The 16,297-nt window shown below is 32.8% G+C and carries 16 protein-coding genes and 1 riboswitch; of the genes, 12 read left to right on the forward strand and 4 right to left on the reverse strand.

Translation table 11 applies throughout. The annotated features are described in order from the left end of the window. Nucleotides 1–17 precede the first annotated feature (17 nt). Nucleotides 18–196: riboswitch (cobalamin riboswitch) on the reverse strand. A gap of 137 nt (nt 197–333) precedes the next feature. The 4 genes from FUA24_RS01990 (at nt 334) to cobC (ending at nt 3,256) form a co-directional block, all read left to right on the forward strand. Beyond that, the gene (locus FUA24_RS01990; RefSeq protein ID WP_148539832.1) at nt 334–837 is read left to right on the forward strand and encodes a bifunctional adenosylcobinamide kinase/adenosylcobinamide-phosphate guanylyltransferase; all 504 of its coding nucleotides are present in this window, start codon (nt 334–336) and stop codon (nt 835–837) included. Between the two features lies 1 nt (nt 838). Further along, a complete protein-coding gene (gene cobT, locus FUA24_RS01995) occupies nt 839–1,867 on the forward strand; it encodes a nicotinate-nucleotide--dimethylbenzimidazole phosphoribosyltransferase (RefSeq protein ID WP_148539833.1) in 1,029 nt (342 codons plus the stop codon). A 76-nt stretch (nt 1,868–1,943) separates the two neighbouring features. Further along, nucleotides 1,944–2,705, forward strand: a complete 762-nt coding sequence (locus FUA24_RS02000; RefSeq protein ID WP_148539834.1) for an adenosylcobinamide-GDP ribazoletransferase — start codon at nt 1,944–1,946, stop codon at nt 2,703–2,705. Beyond that, nucleotides 2,690–3,256, forward strand: a complete 567-nt coding sequence (gene cobC / locus FUA24_RS02005; protein ID WP_148539835.1) for an alpha-ribazole phosphatase — start codon at nt 2,690–2,692, stop codon at nt 3,254–3,256. The genes FUA24_RS02000 and cobC overlap by 16 nt, the downstream gene beginning before the upstream one ends. Here cobC and FUA24_RS02010 read toward each other — a convergent pair. Beyond that, entirely contained in the window at nt 3,246–3,896 is a 651-nt protein-coding gene (locus FUA24_RS02010) for a Dph6-related ATP pyrophosphatase (RefSeq protein ID WP_148539836.1), read from the reverse strand. The two genes, cobC and FUA24_RS02010, sit on opposite strands and share 11 nt — an antisense overlap. An 85-nt stretch (nt 3,897–3,981) precedes the next feature. On the opposite strand from FUA24_RS02010, the gene FUA24_RS02015 reads away from it, so the two are divergent. From FUA24_RS02015 to FUA24_RS02050, 8 genes are all read left to right on the forward strand, one after another. Beyond that, entirely contained in the window at nt 3,982–5,121 is a 1,140-nt protein-coding gene (locus FUA24_RS02015; RefSeq protein ID WP_148539837.1) for an ABC transporter substrate-binding protein, read from the forward strand. Beyond that, nucleotides 5,122–6,150 carry a FecCD family ABC transporter permease gene (locus FUA24_RS02020; protein WP_148539838.1) on the forward strand — a complete coding sequence of 343 codons (1,029 nt, stop codon included), beginning with the start codon at nt 5,122–5,124 and terminating at the stop codon, nt 6,148–6,150. It begins immediately after the preceding gene. Next, nucleotides 6,150–6,944 carry an ABC transporter ATP-binding protein gene (locus FUA24_RS02025; protein WP_148539839.1) on the forward strand — a complete coding sequence of 265 codons (795 nt, stop codon included), beginning with the start codon at nt 6,150–6,152 and terminating at the stop codon, nt 6,942–6,944. The genes FUA24_RS02020 and FUA24_RS02025 overlap by 1 nt, the downstream gene beginning before the upstream one ends. 139 nt (nt 6,945–7,083) lie before the next feature. Beyond that, on the forward strand, nt 7,084–8,814 hold the full coding sequence (locus FUA24_RS02030) for a tetratricopeptide repeat protein (RefSeq protein WP_148539840.1): 1,731 nt from the start codon (nt 7,084–7,086) through the stop codon (nt 8,812–8,814). A 50-nt stretch (nt 8,815–8,864) separates the two neighbouring features. Beyond that, nucleotides 8,865–10,247: a DNA recombination protein RmuC gene (gene rmuC, locus FUA24_RS02035; protein ID WP_148539841.1), complete on the forward strand. Its 1,383-nt coding sequence runs from the start codon at nt 8,865–8,867 to the stop codon at nt 10,245–10,247. Nucleotides 10,248–10,388: 141 nt separating this feature from the next. Beyond that, entirely contained in the window at nt 10,389–10,997 is a 609-nt protein-coding gene (locus tag FUA24_RS02040) for a transcriptional regulator (RefSeq protein ID WP_148539842.1), read from the forward strand. Then, nucleotides 10,994–11,698 (forward strand): DUF3307 domain-containing protein, encoded by a 705-nt coding sequence (locus FUA24_RS02045; RefSeq protein ID WP_148539843.1) that lies wholly within the window; start codon nt 10,994–10,996, stop codon nt 11,696–11,698. Before FUA24_RS02040 ends, FUA24_RS02045 begins: the two co-directional genes overlap by 4 nt. Before the next feature lie 3 nt (nt 11,699–11,701). After that, nucleotides 11,702–12,238, forward strand: a complete 537-nt coding sequence (locus tag FUA24_RS02050; RefSeq protein ID WP_148539844.1) for an acyl-CoA thioesterase — start codon at nt 11,702–11,704, stop codon at nt 12,236–12,238. Here the strand turns inward: FUA24_RS02050 and FUA24_RS02055 are convergent. The 3 genes from FUA24_RS02055 to FUA24_RS02065 are packed head-to-tail and all read right to left on the reverse strand — an operon-like array spanning nt 12,235 to nt 16,221. Continuing rightward, complete coding sequence (locus FUA24_RS02055; RefSeq protein WP_148539845.1) at nt 12,235–14,757, reverse strand: TonB-dependent receptor; 2,523 nt, start codon at nt 14,755–14,757, stop codon at nt 12,235–12,237. The genes FUA24_RS02050 and FUA24_RS02055 overlap by 4 nt on opposite strands. Next, nucleotides 14,738–15,649: a FecR family protein gene (locus tag FUA24_RS02060; protein ID WP_148539846.1), complete on the reverse strand. Its 912-nt coding sequence runs from the start codon at nt 15,647–15,649 to the stop codon at nt 14,738–14,740. The genes FUA24_RS02055 and FUA24_RS02060 overlap by 20 nt, the downstream gene beginning before the upstream one ends. Nucleotides 15,650–15,696: 47 nt before the next feature. Continuing rightward, entirely contained in the window at nt 15,697–16,221 is a 525-nt protein-coding gene (locus FUA24_RS02065; RefSeq protein WP_148539847.1) for an RNA polymerase sigma factor, read from the reverse strand. Nucleotides 16,222–16,297 lie beyond the last annotated feature (76 nt).

The raw sequence follows: 16,297 nt of genomic DNA on the forward strand, positions 1-16,297 counted from the left end.
TTATCCCGAAAGTTCAACTTATTTGTTTGAATTTGGCAGGTCTCCTGACTTGCGTCTTCATGTTGGTCTTCCCAGATTTTAATCCAGTGACATTGAAGTATAAACATGAAGCTTTATAGCTTACAGTTGCGGGAACAGTTCTGGAATTTCACCAGATTCCCTTTTAATTAACATTGCCATTTACTAGAATACTTACTAGCGCTCATTAAATGACTTTGTTAAACCAAAATTCGCTGCAAATGTACCACCTATTTTTATAATCAAAACTATTTTAACCCTTAAATCTTAAAAAAAGATATCATCTTTGTACTCAAATTTTAGGATTTCCGTTTTATGATTTATTACATAACAGGAGGTGAACGTTCTGGAAAAAGTAGTTATGCTCAGAACCTAGCATTATCACTTTCGCAGACTCCAAAACACATTGCCACGTCACGTATTTGGGGCGATGATCATAGAAAACGAATAGATAGACATATTGCTGATAGGGACGAACGTTGGACTTCTGTTGAGGAAGAAAAAGTTTTAGTTTCGGCAATAAACAAAGGCGATGTTGTTGTTATAGATTGTGTTACACTTTGGCTTACTAATTTCTATGTTGACACAAAAAATGATGTTGAAAAGTCTTTGGAACAGGCAAAAAATGAATTCGACAAATTATTACATATTGATGCCACTATAATTATCATTTCTAATGAAATTGGAATGGGCGTACATGCACAAACAGAAATTGGCCGAAAATTTACCGAGCTACAAGGCTGGATGAATCAACATATTGCAAAATATGCTGACAAAGCTACTCTAATGGTTTCTGGAATCCCTTTAACTTTAAAATAAGATGCGTATTTCAACTGAATTTAAAACAGCACTTCAACATAAGATTGATTTAAAAACTAAACCTCTAGGTGCTCTTGGAGATTTAGAGTCTTTAGCATTTAAAATTGGTTGTATTCAAAATACCAAAAGCCCACAAATTACTAAACCAACCATTGTAATATTTGCTGGAGATCATGGTATAGCCAAAATGGGAGAAGTTAATCCCTTTCCCCAAGAAGTTACCTCTCAAATGGTTTATAATTTTGTAAATGGAGGCGCTGCAATTAATGTCTTTAGTAAAACCAATGATATTAACTTAAAAATAGTAGATGCTGGAGTTAATCATCAATTTGAAAGCGATTTAGAAATCGTAGATGCTAAAATAGATTTTGGTACTAAAAACTATCAATTTGAGCCTGCAATGACGGAGGCGCAATATGAAGAGGCCATTCAAAAATCAGGTGAGATAGTTCACCAAATTTACAACGAAGGATGCAATACTATTGGTTTTGGAGAAATGGGAATAAGTAATACCTCTTCAGCATCTCTTTTAATGGCTTATTTTTTAAAACTTCCTATGGAAGCATGTGTAGGTTCGGGAACAGGATTAAAGGAAGGTGGCATTAACAAAAAAGTCAAAATTTTATCTGAAGTTTTTGAAAAGCACAATGTAAACAACACTTTAGAAGCCTTGAGTACTTTTGGAGGTTTTGAAATAGTAATGCTATACGGTGCACTATTAAAAGCTGCTGAATTAAATATGACCATAGTTATTGATGGCTTTATTGTTACATCTGCCCTATTAGCTGCTAAAACGAGTAATACTACTATATTAGAAAATTGCGTTTTTGCTCATAACTCAAATGAACAAGGTCACAAAAAAATGCTAGAATACTTAGATGTTAAGCCTTTACTATCGCTTGGTCTAAGACTGGGAGAAGGTACGGGAGCTGCTTTGGCAATACCATTACTAAAAGCCGCCGTTAACTTTTTAAATGATATGGCCAGCTTTGAAAGTGCTGGCGTGAGTGGCGAAACTGAGCAAGGTTAGACGTTAGAAAATTGAAAAACTATTTTAATACATTCAAAATTAACAGTTTCTCCTTACGGAGAGATTAAGAGCACTCATGAAAAAAGAACTCCAAATATTCCTAACAGCAATTATGTTTTTTACAAGAATACCCTGTCCAAAATGGGTAAATCATGATGCTGATTATTTAAGACAGAGTTCAAAGTATTTCTCATTAGTAGGTATCATTGTTGGAAGTATTGGAGCAATTGTTTATTACACCTCGTCATATCTATTTTCTATTGAAATTGCTGTTTTGTTAAGTATGGTTGCAACCATATATGTAACTGGTGCTTTTCATGAAGATGGCTTTGCAGATGTTTGCGATGGTTTAGGTGGTGGTTGGACTAAAGAAAAGATTCTCTTAATTATGAAAGATTCTAGATTAGGCACCTATGGCGCTACTGGTTTACTATTAATTCTAGCAATTAAATTTGCTAGTTTAAGAGAAATACCGCCATACTTTATCCCTTTAGTTTTGATATCTGGACATAGCTTGAGTCGGTTTATAGCTACTACGCTTATTTACACGCACCCTTATGTAAGAGATACGGATGATAGTAAGGCAAAACCAGCCGCTAAGAGCATGACTTTAAACATGCTAATAATTAGTGGCGTTTTTGGAATAGCACCTTTATTCTTTTTTAAAACACCTCTTGTTTTTCTAACCTTAATAACTACATATCTATCTAAAATGCATTTAGCTGCTAAGTTTAAAAAGTGGCTCGGAGGACAAACAGGTGATTGTGCTGGAGCCGTACAACAATTTAGTGAGGTTGTTTTTTACCTAAGCTTACTTATACTATGGAAATTTATTTAGTTAGACACAGTACACCTAAAATTGAAAAAGGTATCTGCTACGGACAAGCTGACTTAGATTTGGCCCATTCATGGCCATCAGAATTTGATAATATAAAGCGCAAACTACCAATACATAGTTCTGTTAAAGTATTTTCCAGTCCATTAAAACGATGTGCTTTACTTGCTCAAAGTTTAAACAATGATGTTACTTTTCATGACCATCTTAAAGAACTTAATTTTGGCCATTGGGAGCTTAAATCTTGGAATGATATTCCAGAAGAAGAACTAAATCCCTGGATGGAAGATTTCGTAAATATTCAAATTCCAAATGGTGAATCTTATACAGTATTAGCCACCAGAGTGATGTCTTGTTTTGAAACGATTTCTAAAACCATTTCACCTAAGCCATTAATTATTGTAACGCATGCTGGTCCTATTAGATCTATACTAGCTAATATCCTTCGACTAGATTTAAAAGATTCGTTTAAAATAAAAATTAATTATGGAGATGTGTTTCACATTACCAAAGCTAAAGAGGGGTTTAAACTAAATACTGCTATTAACCTATGAGCTTTAAATTTGCAAAATTGTAATTGCTAGAAACCGCTGTATCTTGAATTTTAACTGGGATTCTATTTTTAAAAAAAGGCGCATTAATAACTAGCGTATGAAATTCTCCATTTTCCCCACAGGCATCAACACCTAAAGATTCAAATTCAGAAATTATATTTTTATCAATAGTCCGACCTAAAAAATCTTTTCCCAAGACTTGATTACACGATACAATCATAGCCTCAATACCAGCATCAATCATCTCTAAGACTAACTGCTTTCTGTTACCTTGCCATAAAGGCAATACAGCTTTTAAATTTGCTGCAACAGACACTTTTTCCTCCCAAGCTCTATGACTTTCAATATCAATATCTCCAAAAACGGTATGTGTTATTGGGTAATTTTCGGCAATATGTTTCAAATTTTTAACATACTTCTCCTCGTAGTCTTCCCAAGTACTATTAAAAAAATGAATTGGTAAATTAATAGCATCTGCTTGTGCACGTAATACTTCCTTAGGAATGCCATGAGAACGCGACCTATCGCCGTACTCATTCATTACATTTAAGAGTACCGTAGGTTGATACCCCAATAATTTTGCTTTATAAAAAGCATAGCAACTATCTTTTCCTCCACTCCAAGAGCATAAAAAATTCATCTAAATACGTTTAATAGCTCAAAAGTAATTCTAAGTATATTGTATTACAAAAAAAATAGTGACCTTTGGAATTCAAATTAACACCATGCGTTTATTTACTTTTTTTTTAGTTTGTTCATTAGCTTTATCAGCCTGCAAAAAAGACAATGGTCAAAAGCCTAATTTGCCAGACCAAAAATCTGAAAAAGTTACTTTAAAGTATGCCAAGGGGTTTTCCATTACCAACTACGAATCTTATAAAGAGATTGTGGTGACTTCTCCATGGCCAAAAAGCCAAGATACTTTTCGCTACATACTTAGTAAAGAAGGACATAAGAATCCGGAGTTTTTAAATGCTAATGCTTTAGTTCAGTTGCCTGTTGAAAATGTAGTCGTTATGTCTACTACCAACATCCCAACTTTAGAATATTTAAATATTGATAATAAACTCGTTGGCTTTCCTAATACTAAATTTATTTCTTCGGAGAAAACAAGATCTAGAATAGATACTGGTGAAATTAAAGATCTTAATAGTGATTTAGACCTAAACATGGAATTACTAATAGATTTACAACCAGATTTGGTAGTGGGCTTCTCTGTTAACGGAAATAATAAAACCTTAAATCAAATTGAAAAATTTGAAATTCCAGTTGTTTTAGATGGTGCCTGGACTGAAAAACATCCCTTAGGGCGTGCAGAATGGATAAAGTTTATAGCTGCATTTTTTAATAAAGAAAAAGAAGCTGACAGTATTTTTAATACCATAGAATCCAGTTATTTAAAAGCAAAAGAACTTGCTGCCAATGTAAATAACAAGCCTGTTGTATTTTCTGGATCAATGTTTAAAGATGTATGGAATGTACCAGGAGGCAAGAGCTTTGTTGCAAAATATTTAGAAGACGCCAATGTTGATTATCTTTGGAAAGACAGTAATGCTAATGGGAGCCTTCAGTTAAATTTTGAAAACGTATTAGACAAAGCTCAGGGTGCTCAATTCTGGATAGGAGCTGGATCATTTCAAACAAAAAGTCAAATGATTGAACAACATAAGGGTTACAGCTATTTTGAAGCGTTTAAAACGAATAACATTTATACCTACACCAACAAAATTGGACCAGGTGGCGGACTATTGTATTACGAATTAGGGCCATTGCGACCAGATTTAATCTTAAAGGATATTATAAACATAGCGCATCCCAATTTATTAGAAGATTACAACAATTTCTTTTTTAAACGTTTAGATTAATTGGCAGAAACAAAAAAGTATCATATTCATTTTACAATACTATTTACCCTTTTAGTAGTATGCTTTTTTCTGAACATAAGTCTGGGGTCGCTCTCTATACCAAACAAGGCTATATTTGAGATATTTCTAGGAAAAGGAGAACATACCTCATGGCAACATATTGTCTTAGATTATAGATTACCTAAAGCGATTACCGCTATTATTGTTGGCTCTGGATTAGGTATTTCGGGACTTTTAATGCAAACCCTTTTTAGAAACCCTTTGGCTGGTCCTTTTGTTTTAGGTATAACATCTGGAGCTAGTTTAGGAGTAGCTATCGTTACTATGGGAGCCTCATTGTTTGGAGGTATCCTCTTAGGCATTTTGGCATCTAAATGGAGTATTATTATTTCGGCTACTTTAGGTAGTTTCTTAGTGCTTCTAATCGTGCTAATTATATCTTCAAAGGTTAGAGATACTATGGCAATTTTAATTATTGGTTTAATGTTTAGCAGTATTGCTGCTGCTGTGGTAAATATTCTATCCTATTTTAGTACTGCCGAAGAGTTACAACAATACTTTTTTTGGGGTTTTGGTAGCTTAGGCAATTTGGCATGGAATGAAGTAACTATTTTATTCATCATTTATGTAATAGGTATTTTAATTAGCATCACTTCAATAAAAACGCTCAATAGTCTTTTGTTAGGAGAAAATTACGCTGTAAGTTTAGGGGTAAACATTAAAAGGAGTCGGTTGTTAATTATTATATCTACAAGCTTACTAGCCGGAACAATAACTGCATTTACTGGTCCTATAGCCTTTATTGGACTAACCATACCTCATATTACAAGACAGCTGTTTAATACCTCGAACCATAAGATTCTTTTACCTGCTGTATTTTTATCCGGTGCTTTAATTATGCTTATTTGCGATAGTATTTCTCAGCTCCCGAGCAGTGATTATACTTTACCAATAAATGCCATTACTTCATTAGTAGGTGCTCCTGTGGTTATTTGGTTATTGGTTAGAAAACGAAAAATGATGTTTTAATGGAGGAAAAGAAAAAACATATCGTTTTAAAAACCGAAAATCTATCTGTAGGTTACGCCTCTAAAAAGAAGGCTAGCACTATCGCCTCAAATATTAATATTGAATTACATAAAGGCGAATTAGTAGGGTTAATCGGTGCTAATGGTATTGGTAAATCAACGTTACTAAGAACACTTACTAAAGTTCAATCTCCTTTAAAAGGCACCATTGTAATAAATAACAAAAACATTTCTGACTATACTGGTATTGCGTTAGCCAAGGCATTAAGCTTAGTGCTTACAGAACCTTTAGTTTCGAAAAACTTCACTGTTTTTGAATTAGTAGCTCTAGGAAGACAGCCCTATACCAATTGGATTGGAAACTTAACAACTAAAGATTTTGAGTTAATTAATAGAGCCTTAAATCAAATAAATATTCAAGATTTAAAAGATAAAAAATGTTATGAACTTAGTGATGGACAACTACAAAAAGTAATGATTGCTCGTGCCCTAGTTCAAGACACGGATTTAATTATTCTAGATGAGCCCACCACACATCTTGACATGTATCACAAGGCTTATACACTAAAATTGCTTCAGCAACTAGCCAAAGAAACAGATAAGACCATTTTATTCTCCTCTCATGAAATTGATTTAGCAATACAGTTATGTGATAAATTGATTGTAATGAGTGAGAATACTGTTGTTTCAGACACACCATGCAACCTCATTTCCAAAGGAACTTTTAACCAACTTTTCCCCAAAGATTTAATTGCTTTTGATGAAACTTCAGGAAGTTTTAAGGTTAAAAAATAATATTTAAACAATATTCACTACCTTACAACAAGTTTAAATTCAACAGATTACCCCTTTTACTTTCTAATTAATAGCTATAACGTCATTTAAGAGCCTTTAATGACTCAGTTGTTTTGTTATTAATTTAAATCGTAAAAAAATGAAAACTAAATTATTACTCTCCTTAAGTAGTACATTAATTATTGTTCTTATCTATTTGAAAGTAAATAGTTCAGAAAAAACGATTTACCCGAAAACATCAAATCTAGTTACTAGCTCAATTTCCTGTACACCTTCAAAATTCTTGTTGAAAGTTATAGATAGTACTAAACAAATATCTCCTTTATTCAAAAATCTAGGCAACCTTCATTTTCCTGTAACAACAAAAAGTAAAAGAGCCCAAGCTTTTTTTGATCAAGGTTTAAAACTAGCTTATGCTTTTAATCATGCCGAATCACATAGATCTTTTATGGAGGCAGCAAGACTAGACCCAGACATGGCAATGGCTTATTGGGGACAAGCTTTTGCTTTGGGGCCAAATATTAATGATCCACTACCATCAGAGGAACGCAAAGAACAGATTAATAAAGCTATAGATTTAGCCACATCACTTTTGGATAAAGCAAATACTAAAGAAAAAGCATTAATTAATGCGCTAGCTAAAAGGTATAGTAAAGATTTAGACAAAGATGTTTCAGAGTTAAATCTAAGCTATATGAACGCCATGGAAAACGTAGCTAGTAGCCACCCTAACAATGCCAATATTCTCATTTTATACGCAGCATCCGTAATGAATACAGTCCCTTGGAATTATTGGGATAAAGATGGCAACCCATCACCTAATATTAATAAGGCAAAAACGGCTTTAGAAAAAGCAATCACATTAAAACCTGAGAATCCTGGAGCGCATCATTATTACATTCATATGGTAGAACTACCGTTTCCAGATATGGGTGTTAAAAGTGCAGATCAATTAGCATCTTTAATGCCGGGAGCCGGACATATAGTCCATATGCCGTCACATATTTATATTAGAGTAGGTAGATATAAAGACGCGGTTATTGCTAACCAAAAAGCCATTTTAGCCGATGAAGATTACATATCACAGTGCTTTTCTCAAGGATTATACCCTTTAGCATATTATCCGCATAATATTCATTTTTTATGGTCCTCGGCAAGCTTACTCGGTGATAGTGAATTGGCAATAGATGCTGCAAAAAAAACAGCCGAAAAAGTACCCGTGGGCGAGTATTTAGAAATGCCTTTTTTACAAGACTTTGCTTCTACTCCATTATTGGCTTACGTTAGGTTTGGAAAATGGAATGATATTTTAACATTTCCAGCTCCGAAAAAAGACATTAAGCACCTAAACCTAATTAGACATTATGCCAGAGGTATTGCTTTTATAAAAAAAGGCAATATAGAGAAGACTCAAAAAGAACTGGCTGCCATAAAAATTTTGCAGGATGATGAAGAGCTAGAATCTTTAATTGCCGTTCCTAACAATCCAACATCGGAGTTAGCCGATATTGCTTATTATATTGTAGCTGGAGAATTGGCAGCATCGCAAAACAACTATAACGTTGCTATTGCTAATTTTAAAAATGCTGTTGAAATTGAAGACCGCCTAGCCTACACAGAACCATCACCGTGGCACATACCTACCCGTCAAAACTTGGGAAATGCGCTAATGAACATAAAAAAATATGAAGCTGCGGAAACTATTTACAACGAAGACTTGGCTGTAAATAGACAAAATGGGTGGTCTTTAATTGGACTATACAACAGCTTAAAAGCTCAGAACAAGTTAAAGGACGCTGAAAAAATAAAAAGAGAGTTTAATAAGGCTTGGGAACATGCCGATATTGAAATAAATAGTTCGGTTTTTTAAACATGATTTTCGGGTTAAAAAATTATCTTTGATTTAAACTTAATTTTTTAATGAACGACAGTTTAATTCTTATTCTAGCTATCCTAATTTCTGCAGGTATTGGAGCCTACGTGGGTATGTTAATTTCAAAACTTAAAAGTAAAAGTGAAAAAAGCACTCTCGAAGAACGCAATACCAATCTACAACAGCAATTAAATGATTTTAAGCAACTTTCAGAAGCTGAAAATGAAAAACAAAACACCAATTTCAGCCTTCAAATAAGTGAGTTAAAAGAAGCTGTTTTAAAAACTGAAAAAGAACGAGAAGAGATAAGGCGTGAAAAAGAGTTTTTAAGTAACGAATTAACTAGGAAGAATTCTGAATACGAAAACCTTCAGCAACAAAATATAAAAAGAGATAAAGAATTAGAAGAGCGCCAAGAACAACTTCGTAAAGATTTTGAGTTGCTTGCTAACAAAATTCTTGAGGAAAAATCTAATAAGTTCACCGAACAAAACAAGGAAAATATTAAGAACATTTTGACCCCATTACAGGAGAAAATCCAAGGGTTTGAAAAGAAGGTTGAGGCATCTCAAAAGGAAAGTATTAGTATGCACTCTGCTTTAAAAGAGCAATTGTTAGGTTTAAAAGACCTTAACCAACAAATGACCAAAGAAGCTACCAACTTAACACGTGCCCTAAAAGGCGACAGTAAAATGCAAGGAAATTGGGGAGAGCTGGTATTAGAGCGTGTTTTAGAAAAATCTGGTTTAGAGAAAGATCGTGAGTATTTTGTTCAACAAAGTTTTACAAGAGAAGATGGCACTCGTGTTTTACCAGATGTGGTGCTACACCTACCAGACAACAAAAAAATGATCATTGACAGTAAGGTCTCTTTAACAGATTATGAACGTTTGGTAAATGCAGATGAAGACCAAAAGGACGTGTATTTAAAAGCACATACCAACTCTGTTAAGAAACATGTGGAGCAGTTATCTGCTAAAAACTATCAAGACCTATATGATATAGAATCTCCCGATTTTGTACTTATGTTCATTCCTATAGAACCTGCATTTGCTGTGGTTGTAAATGAAGATAACAGCATTTATAACAAAGCTTTTGAAAAAAACATTGTTATCGTAACGCCTTCTACACTGCTAGCTACCCTTCGTACCATAGATTCTATGTGGAACAATGAAAAACAGCAACGTAATGCCATGGAAATAGCGCGACAGGCCGGAGCTCTTTATGATAAATTTGAAGGTTTAGTAAAAGATCTAACGGGTGTTGGTAAGCGAATTGATGATGCTAAAAAAGATTATTCTGCAGCTATGAACAAATTAGTAGACGGACGTGGAAACCTCATTACTAGTGTTGAAAAGCTGAAGAAAATGGGGGCTAAAGCTAAAAAATCACTACCAGAAGCTATTATAAAACGCGCTGAAGAAGAGTAATTTACCCTGCCTAAAAACTAAATATTTTTTGCTTTTCACACTAAAACATAATATATTTGAATATTCCATAAAAAAGGAATAAATTTAAATATTCCACAAAAAAGGAATATTTTAAAAAATTCCACAAAAAAGGAATAAAAAATGACAAGCGTAATTACAGGCGATATTATCAAATCTAGAGGAGCAAACCCAAACATTTGGATGGATGTTCTAAAAAATGCCTTAACTACGATTTCCCCAAATACAGCTTATTGGGAAGTTTACAGAGGCGATAGTTTTCAAATTGAAATACCACAAATCGCCAATAGTTTTCTTAATGCCATCTATATCAAAGCTTGTATAAAGACTATTAAAGGTTTAGATGTAAGACTAGCAATTGGCATTGGTAATAAGACGTACAATGGTAAATCTGTTACAGAGTCTAATGGTGAGGCCTTTATTTTCTCGGGGGAAACTTTAGAATCTTTAAAAAAGGAAAAGCAAAACCTTTTAATAAAAACTCCTAATAATACTATTAATAAAGAACTAAACCTATACTTTAAACTGGCCTTAACAACAATGGATAGCTGGACTGTTAACTCTGCTGAAACTGTTAAATTAAGTATAGAACATCCAAAAGCCAAACAAAAAGATTTATCTGAAATAATAGGCACCAAACAGGATGCTATAAGTAAACGACAAAAGCGCGCTGGATTAGAACATATGTTAGAATTAAACCAAATGTACCAACAAAAACTCAGTAACCTATGATGCTATTTTTAAAACTATTCTTAGCCCACATCCTTGCAGATTTTTTTTTACAACCAGCAACATGGGTAAAAGAAAAAGAAGAAAAAAAACTAAAATCTGGCAAGCTTTATATTCACGTATTAATTCATATTGCTATTACAGCTTTATTACTTTGGAATTTAAGATTATGGTATGTTCCATTAATAATTGGAATTTCACATTTTATAATTGATGCACTTAAACTTTCATTTCAAAATGACACTAACAAAAGACGTTTATTCTTTTTAGATCAAATAGCTCATATTTTGGTTATAGCTGTCGTATATTTTGCTCATTCCAGAAGCGGATTTAACATAAATAATGTCTTAACGTATCATAACATTTTACTAGTTACCTGTTTGCTGTTTTTAACAATTCCTGCATCAATAATTATGAAAACCATTTTTTTAAAGTGGAATATTTTAGAACTCACTAAAAATGAAGATTCACTAGAAGATGCTGGTAAATATATTGGTATTTTAGAGCGCTTATTAGTGTTTGTTTTTATTATTGTAGGTCACTGGGAAGCTGTTGGATTTTTAATTACAGCTAAATCTGTTTTTAGATTTAAAGATTTGAAAGACTCTAAAGAAAGACAACTTACAGAATACATGTTAATCGGAACACTAATTAGTTTTGGCATAGCCATTTTAACAGGAGTTACGTATAACCTATTCGTTTAAAAAATGTTTAAACACCCTAAAGAATCTCAAGTTTCTATTACAGAATTAATGTTACCAGCACATTCTAATTTTAGTGGTAAAATACATGGTGGTCATATCTTAAACCTTATGGACCAAATTGCTTTTGCCTGTGCCTCTAAACATTCACAAAACTATTGTGTTACAGCTTCGGTTAATAGAGTAGATTTTTTAAATCCTATAGAAGTTGGAGAACTTGTTACCCTAAAGGCCTCTGTAAACTATACAGGAAGAACATCTATGGTAATTGGTTTAAGGGTAGAATCTGAGAATGTTCAATCTGGAGAGGTAAAACATTGCAACTCCTCCTACTTTACTATGGTGGCCAAAGACAAAGATGGTAAGAACGCTCCCGTACCAGGTTTAATTCTAGATAGCGAACAAAGTATTAGACGTTTTGCTAGAAGTATTGCAAGACAAGAACAATCTAGACACAGAACAACTAAATTTAAGTCTTCGGAATTTAAAGTGGAAGAACACCTAGAAACTATAAAAGCACATAACGTTAAGCTAGAGCTTTAAAACTGTACCTTAAATACCGCGTTTGGCGTAAAGCCTAAAGACTGCTGCACTGTTTCATTAAGCACATCATTATCCAAACTATAAAAGGTATTTAATTCATTGCTTTGGTTTAATACATTCCAAACTGACAAACCAGCTATTGCCGTGGTTTTATTTCCTAATTTAAAGTTGTATAAAGCCGAAACATCAAGCCTTAAATAATCCTTAAGCGAAGAGGCATTAGTATCTTCAAAATTAATGCTATTTGCAGTTACTTCATTTCCTTCCACAGGAAAGGTAACAGGTTTACCCGAATGCCAATTTAGTCCTGCAGATAGTTTCAATTTAGCATCCGTATAATTGGCTCCAAAGGTTATTGCATGAGCAATACTATAATTACTGGGAAATGAACCTGTTTCTAACTCCGAGAACTTATAGGTACTATTTAAATTAAAATAACTTAGCCAAACATTAAAATTATCAATCTGCTTTCTTATTAAAACATCTAACCCGTAAGATTCATAACTTCCTTTACTCCTAACAAATTGGTAATCATTTTGAAAACCCTGACTTTGGGAAGTTATGCCATCTACATCTTTTAAATACCCTTTAACACTAACTAACCAATTGCTTTGATTAAAATTTATACCAGCCGAAACTTGTTTACTTCGAATGATGGGAATATCGTTGTTATTTGACAATTGCCATCTCCTGTTTTCAATACCCAAGAAATCACTTTGAAAATTAATGATTTGAGAGGTGTTTTGATGCTTAAATTCACCCAACAACTCAAATGTAAAATGATTAGCAAACCGTTGCATAAAACTAAAGCGAGGTTCTAAAAGTGCCTTTTTAAATTTACTAATGTAATTATATCTTAAACCTAAATTAAAATTGGTAGTTCCAACTTTAGATTTATAATTAAACTGACTAAAAACCCCATGAGTCCTTAAAACTTCCGAAACTAATAGTCTGTAAATTGGATTATCTACATCATCTAAATTAGTAATTTCAGTCTCTACGAAATGGTAGCCAAATAAAATATTCGATGTATTTGAAAATCTATAATTAGCATTCAATTTAGAGCTAGTTTCAGAGACCACATTTTCCTGTAAAAATCGTTGAGATTCAAGAATATTGGCATTTAACGCTTTGAGCTTATAATCTGTCTCATAAATTTCAAAAATGGTCTGAAATTTAGAACTCCACTGTCTCTTGTAAAACAACGCACCTGCAATACTATTTTGAGTTAACTCACTGGCCCTAGATTCTGTTTCATCATAAATGACTGCATTCTCATTGAACCGTAATTTGTTATGTGCTGCAATAAAATTTAAACGTAATTCTTCATTGTCGTTAATTCTATAAATCCACCGTAAAGAAGTATCGTAAAAATTAAAAGCCTCATCTGTATTTGAAATTGCCATGACGTTATTAGCCACTTCAGTGTTTTGAGAAATTCTTTTAAAGAAAGACTTATAGGTTGGTGTCTCCAAAACTTCGCTTATAGATTTTCTTCCTGCAATTTGCAACGATGATTTACGCCCTAATGGCGTATCAACAAAGGCATTAACATTGGTTAAATTAAGGGCTACACTACCTTTAAAACTATCATTAATTTTTTCTTCAGTTTTCATTAATATAGATCCCGAAACACCATCGGTATAACTTACATCGCTACCATTTTTTCTTAAAACTACTTTTTGGGTAATGTTGGGATTATACATGGAAATGAGACCAAAAAAATGACCAGATTGATACATTTTTATACCATCCCAAAGAATTAAATTTTGATCGTGAGTTCCTCCTCTAATATTAATATTTGAAACCGTTTCATTGGCGCTAATAATACCAGGAAATGCTTGTACTGACTGTAATACATCATTATTTATTAGCCCAGGTAGAATATTGAATTTAGAAAAATCAATTTCAAAGGAACCATTACTAATTTTATTAATTCCTGTTGCTAAGTAATTAGAAATCACAACTTCAGATAATGGCTGCAATTCCTGTTGTAAACGTAATTCAGGACATAAGCCCTCGGAGTTAAGTTCTGAAAATGTTTTTTCTAAGGTTTTGAAACCTAAATGCTCAATTTTAATTTTACTTTCACCCCCGGTTGTTTTTATACTGAAAAAACCATTGTCGTTACTTGTAACCCTAAACTTTGAAGATTGCACCAATGCACGGGAAATAGGACTGCCATTTTGGTCTTTTAGATAACCGCAAATAAACGGATAATCTTTAGGTTTGGGCTTTATAAGAACAATAGTCTCATTTAAAGTAGAAAATGTTAAAGCCGTATTGCCTTCCAGATACACTAATGTGTTCTTTAAACTCATTTCTGCATCTGGTGCAAATAACCTTATGTTTTTAACAATATCTTCAGCATAATTGAAAGTAACGTTAAACCTAGTTTCTAATACGATAATGATTTCGGATAAGGTCTTTTGTTTATTTTCTTCTTGAGCTTTTAGATTAATAGACAAGAAAAACAAGAAACCTAAAGCAAGCCCAATTTTACTTATTTTGCCTGCCATGAATTGTAATCAGGTTAGACTTACTTATTGAAAATGATAAACTTAAAGGTTGGGTAATAGAAGTTAAAGCCTCTTCTAAATTATCATGAGGAAAACTACCTGTAAACAATCTATCTATATTCGTATTTTGATGCACTACCTGCACATTATATTGTCTTTCAATCTCTGATAAAACATGCGCCACAGGTACCGCTTTAAAATCACTCATATTTTTAGTCCACATTGGAAAAGTATCCAAGGTTTTACTTTCTTTAAAATTATCATTTAAAATTAAGAAAATATCTCCAGCCTTAAGTTTCCTATATAGGGTATCTACTTCAACACTAACAACACCCTCAAAACACTGTACTTCAAAATATTTTTCACGTTGTTTTACATTAAACTGAGTTCCTAAAACAGTAACATATCCTGCCTTAGTTTTCACCTTAAAGGCACTTCCTTTTTCAACTTTAAAATAGGCTTCACCATCAAGTTTTAAAGTCCTCTCTGTTTCCCAAGTTTTAGGGTTATACGTCACTGAAGACAAAGAATTTAATTCTACTATAGAACTATCTGGTAATTCAAACGTTGTTTTTTCTCCTGCCAAGGTTTGTACACTTCCAGAATCATTAGTAAACATTGCAAAATAAAGGCCTAAGCCAACAACTATAACACTTGCTATCCTTAAAAACCTATTAAAACTTGCTAATTTCTTAACTGGCTTTTTTTGGTCATAATAGCTTTTGAAGGACTCAAAATTCTTAGTTGTATAAATTTCAGAAGCTTTAAAATGCTTTGCGCCTTCTAAGATTCTTTCATTAAAGGCATAATCTTCCTGCTCACTAAATTGCTGTTTATCAACATCAGTAAGTTCATTATTAAGCCATTTTTTTAATAAATCATCATTTTTCATAATCTCATCATCTACTTATATAACAACCAACATTTAAAATCTCCTGATTATTTTATTCTAAATTCTCCTAATTCACTTTTCAAAGTATTAAAAGCCGTATAAATTCTGTACTCTACAACTTTTTGCGTAACACCTAATAGCTCGGCAATCTCACTATGCTTTTTACCTTCAACTTTACTTAATAAAAAAGCCACTCTATGTTCTTCTTTTAAATCTTCTAAAACTCTCTGATACTTCTTTAAAAATTCTTCTTCTTCTAACAAAAACTCTGGAGATTCATTGGTGTAATGCTTTGGGCGTTTTTGTTTGTACTTTAAAACAACTTTGTTATGTTTAACACTATTAAGCGCTAAGTTATTTGCAACGGTATACAAAAAAGATTTGGCCTTAGATGCTGTTATCGATTTACAATTACCCCATAATTTAACAAACGCTTCTTGCGCTATATCTTCGGGATTAGATACATCTCCATATTTATAAAATAAAAAACTCTGTAAATCTTTAATGTATCTATTATAGATACCTTCAAATACTTTCTCCTTGCAAATATCTTTATGAAGTTCTGTAGCCAATTTTAGTTTTTGGCTAAAGTTATGTAAAAAAATATTTAACTTTTTTTCAGGAGATTTAAAAAGTTAATTGTTTTAA

The organism is Seonamhaeicola marinus, from assembly GCF_008085455.1.